Here is a 6,753-nt window from a genome sequence, read left to right on the forward strand (position 1 = left end):
AACCTGTCTCAGACAGGTTGACAACTACCGCGGGCGGTTAACAAGTACTCACGGGCGAAGCATGGCGGCGACGCGGGAGAGCCGCGGCTCGTCGATCGAACCCTCCACGCAGCGTGCGAACAGCCACAGGTGTAGCCGCTCGCGGTCGAGGTCGAGCAGGCCGGCCATCCGGTTCGAGAATCCGACGGGGTCGGCGACGAGGCGGTCGACATGGTCGAGCATGTGCTGCAGCACGTCGTACGTCGGATCCCCGACATACGGTTTGGGATCGATCATCAGCCACGGCTCACGCGCGGCGGACAGCACGTTGTCGGGGTGAAGGTCCGTGCACAGCAGCCGCGACTGCGTTGCCGTCCGCGGTAGTTCGCGGAACAGTTCCATGCCGGTTCGCGCGAGACCCGGATCCAGGCGCGGTGCGCGGGCGAGTTTCTCCTCGAACTCGTCGGCCCACACGTCGCACATGCCGGCAAGCGGGCGGAACGGGTTGTCGGCGGCTGGTTCGATCCACAGCCCGCGCAGCAACCCGGCAATCACGACGTCCTGTTCCTCGGGCGGCCGGACGTCGGACAGCGGGGTGCCGGGTTCGCAGGATTCGAGGAGTAGCGCCGTGGTGTGGTCGAGCACGCGGTGGTCGAGAAGTCGGACGGCGCCGCGACCGTTCCACGCCGCGAGTCCGTCCGCCTCGTGCAGCGCCTCGTCGTGTCGCCAGCCGATCTTCAACGCCACGCGTTCGCCGGCGGTTGTGTGTGCCGGCGCCGTCCAGGACGTCACGCCGCCGGGTTGGAACGGGCGGCCGACGTCCAGTGACCACTCCCGACTCACCGTTTCGACGACGGCAGGGAGGTCGGCCAGCCACGTTTGGCGCGGCGCGTCTGGGCCGTCGAACTCGGCCATCTCTCGCACGAGATTCGTCGGCAGCTCGAGATCCGGCACACCCGCATTGTGCCTCGCGAACTGTTCTGCAATCGCACACCAGCGCAAACTAGAACCTGTTACATTCGCGGGAGGGGTGCTGCTTCTGGAACGAGGAGAGAACCGTGAGCTACCGCGTCGTCGAATGGTCAACCGGTACGGTCGGGCGTCACGCCATCGCCGGCATCGACGCCCGCGACGACCTCGAACTGGTCGGCGTGTGGGTGTCTGACCCGCAGAAGGTCGGGAAGGACGCCGGCGAACTGGCGGGCCTCGGAAGGGACCTCGGGGTGACGGCGACCGACAACAAGGCGGCACTCCTCGCTTTGAAGCCGGACTGCATCGTGCACACCGCGATGACGGACGACCGCATCTTCGACGCCATCGAGGACCTGATCTCCTTCCTCGAGGCCGGCATCAACGTCGTGTCTTCGGGTCCGGTTCTGTTGCAGTACCCGATCGGGGTGGTCCCCGACGAACTCGTCGACCGCATCCGCAGCGCCGGCGAGCGGGGAGGTGCGAGTCTCCACGTGAACGGTATCGACCCGGGGTTCGCGAACGACGTTCTCCCGCTGGCCATGACGAGCCTGTCGCAGCGGATCGACGAGGTGCGCTGCTCCGAGATCGCCGACTACTCCACCTACTACCAGCCGGTGGTGATGAACGAGATCTTCGGCTTCGGCAAACCCGTCGAGGAGACGCCGATGCTGTTCCATCCGGGCGTGCTGTCGCTGGCGTGGGGGAGCGTCGTCCGCCAGATCGCCGCGGGACTGGACCTCACCCTCGACGAACCGCTGGTCGAGAAGTTCGAACGGATTCCCGCCGAGGAAGACCTGGACATCCTGTCATGCCACATCGCGAAGGGAACGGTGGCGGCGGTGCGGTTCGAAGTCGTCGGCACCGTCGACGGGGTGCCGCGCGTGGTCCTCGAGCACGTCACCCGCACCCACCCCGACCAGCAACCGGACTGGCCGAAACCCACCCGCGGCGACGGGTGCTACCGCATCGACATCACGGGCGAACCGACGATGACCGTCGAATTCAACCACCACGGCGAGCACGGCGACCACAACGTGTCGGGGATGATCGTCACCGCGATGCGCCTGGTGAATTCGGTGCACGCGGTGGTCGAGGCGAAGCCGGGGCTGGTGACCGTGCTCGACCTGCCACTCGTCACCGGTCGCGGTTTGTGCGCTCCGCACCCGTGAGTACTTGTTAACCGCCGGCGGTTAACAAGTACTCACAGGCCGAAGGCACTCAGCGCATCTCGGAGACCGTCCGGGCGCTCCGCGAGGGGGACGGGTTCGACGAGCGCGAACGCGCAGCCCACGTTGCGGGCGGCGCCGTCGGCTTCCTCGCTGTCGCCGATCATCAGGGTGCGTCCGGGCTCGGAACCGAGTGCGGCGAGGGCGTGCTCGAAGATTTTCAGGTTCGGTTTGATCGCGCCCACCTCGAACGACAGCACGAACGCGTCGACGAGATGCTCGACGCCCAGATCAGCGAATGCGGGCCGGATGTCGAACGCGATGTTGCTCAGCACCGCGACCTTGATCCCACGGTCTTTCAGCGACGCGAGCACGTCCGCGGTGTCGGGATACGGGCTCCAGCATCCCGGGTCGATCAGCCGCTCGTACAGCCCGACCGCCTGGTCCTCGTGCGCGACCCCCGACTTGCGCAGCACGTCCAGGTACGCCTGCCGGTGGAACCGTGGGTCGAGGTCGCGGTTGGTCCACGCGTGGTGCTCGGCGGCGTCCATCTCGACGGTCTGACCGACCGGTGCGGTCATGCGCCGCATCAATTCGGCCTGCTGGTGGAGGTCGAACGGTTCACCCTCGTGGTCGGTGAGGTCGGCCATCCAGCTGTCGTCCTCCTCCAGCCGGAACAGGGTGCCGGAGAAGTCGAAGATCACTGCGTCGAATTCGGTGAGATCGGAAGCCACGTCGTCCAGGCTAACGCGCGCTGCGCGCGGCTTCAGGGTGAAGCCGGACGGGGTCAGCCGATGTCGAGCTCACCCATCAGGGACCATTCGGTGCCGTCGATCTTGGTGTTGATGATCCGCGGAGTCTGGGCGAGGGCTGGCTTCAGTTCGCGCAGCGCGTTCTGGAAATGCTCACTCTGCACGTGGGCGACGGCGGCGTCGTCGTCGCGGAACGCTTCGACGAGGACGTACAGGTTCGGATCCTCCACGGCGCGCGACCAGTAGAACCACAGGTTGCCCGGTTCGTTGCGGGTCGCCTCCGTGAACGGCTGCACCAGGTCGAGCCAGCCGTCCGCGTGGTCCGGTTTGACGGTGAAGTTGACGACGATGAAGATCACGGCTGCCTCACTTCTCGAGTTGTCCCCCGGAGAATCCTACGCGCGCGTCGCCGTGAGGGGCCGCGAGCCGATGCCCCCGCCGTGTCGGCGAGGGCATCGGGCGAGCGTGAAATCTAGTGCGTTTCGGCGAGTTCTGCGCCGATGCCGGTTTCGGCACGGACCAGCATTTCGGCGAACTTCTCGTCCCGGTCCGCTGACCGTCCGTAGCGGCGTTCGCCGGCGAGCGAGCCGATCACGGCCGCGGCCAACCCGAGCGGCATCGTGATGATCACCGGCAGCTGAATGGTCAACGGCGCCGGTCCACTGCCCAGCCAGAGCGCCTCCGTGAACATCAGGCTGACCACGGTGGACGTCAGTCCCACCGAGATGCCCCAGATGGCGCCGGTGCTGTTGAATCGCCGCCAGCCCAGGCTGAGCAGCAGGCTCGGCAGGTGCGCACTGCCCGCGACCATGAAGGCCATTCCCATGAAGTAGGTGATGTTGGTGCTGTCGCCGATCGCCATGGTGAGGCCGATTGCGATGACGCTGAACGCGACCGCGGCGTACCGCGCGATCTTCGCTTCACGGGCATCCGCCGTCTGCTGGTCGACGTCGTCGGACTTCCGGCGGGTGAGCGTGGGCCAGACGTCGTGGGCGAACGTTCCCGCGGCCGAGATCACGACGCCCGCGACGACGGCGACGATGCTCGCGAATGCCACGGCCGCCACCATGGCCAGCGCGATCGATCCGCCGATGGTGCCGACACCGCCGCCGAGTTCCGTGACCAGTGTGGGTGCCGCGAGATTGCCGCCTGCGCCGACGCGATCCGCCCCGTCCGGGCCGAGGATCGCTGCGGTGCCGAAGCCCATCACGATGACGATCAGGTAGAAGACGCTGCACAGCGCGACGGTCCAGCCGAGCGACTTTCGCGCGGTCGCGGCCTCGGGGACGGTGAAGAAGCGAATGAGGATGTGCGCCATGCCAGCCGTGCCGAGAGCGAACGCCAGGGAGTACGAGATCAGGTTGATCGCTCCGGTCTGCCCGAAGATCAGACCCGGCGAGAGGATTGCGTCTCCGGCGGCGGCGTTCGACGTGGCCGCCCCGAGCATGCCGGGGACGCTGAAACCGAACTTCGCCAGAATCCCCAGGCACACCACGACCGCCAGGATCGACAGTATGGACGACTTGATCACCTGAACCCACGTGGTCGCGAGCATGCCGCCGACGAAGACGTAGATGCCCATGAGCGAACCGGCCACCACGACGGACAGGCCGAACGGAATTCCCGAGACCGACTCGAGAAGGACGCCCGCCGCCACGAGTTGGGCGAGCAGCACGAACGTGCCGGTGACGATGGTGCTGAGCGCGACCACCACCCGGACCCGTCGTGCGCCGGTCCGGAACACCAGAACGTCGGCGAGAGTGAACTTTCCGACGTTCCGCATCTTCTCGGCGAGGAGGAAGAGGACGGGGAGGAACGAGACCACCGACGTGCAGAGAATGACGGCACCGTCGACGCCCTTGTAGAAGATCAATCCCGTGGTCCCGAGGAAACTGCCCGCGGAGATGAACTCACCGGCGATCGCGAAACCGTTCTGCCACCCGGTGATCGAGCGGCCCGCGGCGAAGAATCCGGTGGCGCTGCGGCTTCGGCGCGACGCGGCGAACGTCACCCACAGGGTGAGGGAGATGACGGCGGCACAGATGCCGATGGCGAGGAAATCGGCGTCGCCGGTCATGACGCAAGCTCCTGATCACGTTGTGCGATGGCGAGGACGGCGGCATCGGCGGCGGGTTGGATGTAGGTGCGGGAGAGTCGGAAGTACGCGTACACCAGCACCCAGGTGCCGGCGAACTGGGAGAACACCACCCACAGCGACAGCGGAATGCCGAATGCCGTGTTGTCGCCGAGGAACTCGGGGAAGTAGGCGAATCCGGCGAGGAAGCCCGCGAACATCGCGATGGCGATCAGGCCGAGTGCGGTGGTGACGGTCCGGCGGCGACGCCGCAGCTCGACGAACTCCGGTAGCGCGAGGATCGGCGACCATGCTCTCGGTGTGATGGTGGGCGACTCGGTGGTCATGCGTTCACCGCCGCGCGGCGCGCCGAATCCAGGGCGAACCGGTTCTCGTCCCAGCCCTCGGCCAGCGGCCCGAAGTAGTGGAAACGCACCTGCTTGACGCGATACAACCAGCGACCGTCGACCTTGACGGCCTCGTCCGTGTAGCGGCCGGCGGCGATCGAGGCGGTGCCGTCGGTCACGCACGGCTGCCACAGGAACGAGCGGACGGTGGCGCGGTCGCCGTCGAGGTCGATCTCCAGGTTGGTGATGAAGTGCCAGAACGCGGTGAGCCCACCGGGGGCGAGTCCGGCGAAGAACTCCCGCATCTCGCTCTTGCCCTTCGGGTTGGACAGCCCGTCGAATTCGCCGTCGTCGGTGAACAGGTCCATCAGGGCGTCCCAGTTGCCGTCGTCGAGATGGCGGCAGTACTGCGCATCGAGGTATCGGATGGCCTCCAGGTCTTCCAGGCGGCCAATTCGTTCTTCGAGGGTGCTCAAGGCGGCATACCTCCACGGTGCGATGTGCGGAATGTGCGAGGCGGTCATTAACGACCGTTCATGTGATGGGGACCATAATCGACGTTGTGTCGCGGGTCAAGGCCGAGCGTCGTTCACGCGATTCCCTCCCTCCGAGGGTTGCTGAACTGCGATTTCCGGCTGGATCGTTGCTTCGCCCAGCGCGGTGCCTCTACTCTCCGAGGGATGAACACTCGGTCAAGCAGTGCGGTGATTCCCCACGTCAGGCAGCGGATTCTGGACGCAGCGCTGGAGGAGTTCTACACCGCCGGCTTCCACGCCGCGACCATGCGCACCATCGCCAAACGCGCCGGGTGCAGCGCCGCCAACGTCTACAACCACTTCGACAACAAGGACGAACTTCTCGTCGAGATCCTGCGCGCGGCCAGTGACGAGCAGTTCACCGCCACCCGGAACGCCCTGCGCAAGGCGGGTGCCGCGCCCGCTGAGCAGTGGACGGCCGCGGTGGTCGCGCATTCGCTGTACACCGCACGCAACCAGCGTGCGTGCCTGGTGGCCAACACCGAACTGCGATATCTCGACGAGGTCGATCGCAAACGGGTGGTGGGCTCGCGCGACGCCCAGGAGCACCTGTTCGTCACCATCGCCGAGGCGGGGGTAGCGGGCGGTGACTTCGATGTCCCGCACGTCCATCAGGCGGTGACCGCCGTACTGACCATGTGTGCAGGCATCGCGCTCTGGTACCGGCCGGACGGCCCGCTGTCCGCGCAGGCGGTAGCGGATTCGTACGGCGTCTACGCGCTCAACCTGGTGGGGTACCGCCCCGCCTGATTCAGGCAGGTTCGGCATTGACGGTGTGCTCCTGGGCGTGCTCTACTGGGTGAACAAGCGTTAATGTGATCCGAGTGCGGAACCACGAGTTCCCCGTTTCACGCGCCCCGTAGTTCGAGTGGAGGAGTATCCATGACGCATCGGCCGTCGCAGCCGCGGACAGATTCACCGCGGTAC

Annotated in this window: 8 protein-coding genes; 2 read left to right on the forward strand and 6 right to left on the reverse strand. The window is 66.5% G+C overall.

All coding sequences use genetic code 11. The features are described from left to right. Window positions 1-48: 48 nt before the first annotated feature. The gene (locus tag P3H15_RS52735; protein ID WP_276144615.1) at window positions 49-933 is read right to left on the reverse strand and encodes an aminoglycoside phosphotransferase family protein; all 885 of its coding nucleotides are present in this window, start codon (window positions 931-933) and stop codon (window positions 49-51) included. Window positions 934-1,037: 104 nt separating this feature from the next. On the opposite strand from P3H15_RS52735, the gene P3H15_RS52740 reads away from it, so the two are divergent. Further along, complete coding sequence (locus tag P3H15_RS52740) at window positions 1,038-2,120, forward strand: diacylglycerol kinase (protein WP_276144616.1); 1,083 nt, start codon at window positions 1,038-1,040, stop codon at window positions 2,118-2,120. A 32-nt stretch (window positions 2,121-2,152) separates the two neighbouring features. Here P3H15_RS52740 and P3H15_RS52745 read toward each other — a convergent pair whose 3' ends face one another. The 5 genes from P3H15_RS52745 to P3H15_RS52765 all read right to left on the reverse strand — a co-directional run bounded on the left by P3H15_RS52745 (window position 2,153) and on the right by P3H15_RS52765 (window position 5,766). After that, entirely contained in the window at window positions 2,153-2,851 is a 699-nt protein-coding gene (locus P3H15_RS52745) for an HAD family hydrolase (protein WP_276144617.1), read from the reverse strand. 53 nt (window positions 2,852-2,904) lie between these two features. Next, window positions 2,905-3,228, reverse strand: a complete 324-nt coding sequence (locus P3H15_RS52750) for a putative quinol monooxygenase (RefSeq protein ID WP_276144618.1) — start codon at window positions 3,226-3,228, stop codon at window positions 2,905-2,907. Between the two features lie 113 nt (window positions 3,229-3,341). Continuing rightward, on the reverse strand, window positions 3,342-4,946 hold the full coding sequence (locus P3H15_RS52755) for a cation acetate symporter (protein ID WP_276144619.1): 1,605 nt from the start codon (window positions 4,944-4,946) through the stop codon (window positions 3,342-3,344). Continuing rightward, on the reverse strand, window positions 4,943-5,290 hold the full coding sequence (locus P3H15_RS52760; protein ID WP_276144620.1) for a DUF485 domain-containing protein: 348 nt from the start codon (window positions 5,288-5,290) through the stop codon (window positions 4,943-4,945). The genes P3H15_RS52755 and P3H15_RS52760 overlap by 4 nt, the downstream gene beginning before the upstream one ends. Further along, entirely contained in the window at window positions 5,287-5,766 is a 480-nt protein-coding gene (locus tag P3H15_RS52765) for a nuclear transport factor 2 family protein (RefSeq protein ID WP_276144621.1), read from the reverse strand. The genes P3H15_RS52760 and P3H15_RS52765 overlap by 4 nt, the downstream gene beginning before the upstream one ends. 204 nt (window positions 5,767-5,970) lie before the next feature. Between P3H15_RS52765 and P3H15_RS52770 the strand changes: the two genes are divergently transcribed. After that, complete coding sequence (locus P3H15_RS52770; protein WP_072948050.1) at window positions 5,971-6,576, forward strand: TetR/AcrR family transcriptional regulator; 606 nt, start codon at window positions 5,971-5,973, stop codon at window positions 6,574-6,576. Window positions 6,577-6,753: the final 177 nt, after the last annotated feature.

This window comes from Rhodococcus sp. T2V, from assembly GCF_029269925.1.
Taxonomy (GTDB): Bacteria; Actinomycetota; Actinomycetes; order Mycobacteriales; family Mycobacteriaceae; genus Rhodococcus_F; species Rhodococcus_F koreensis.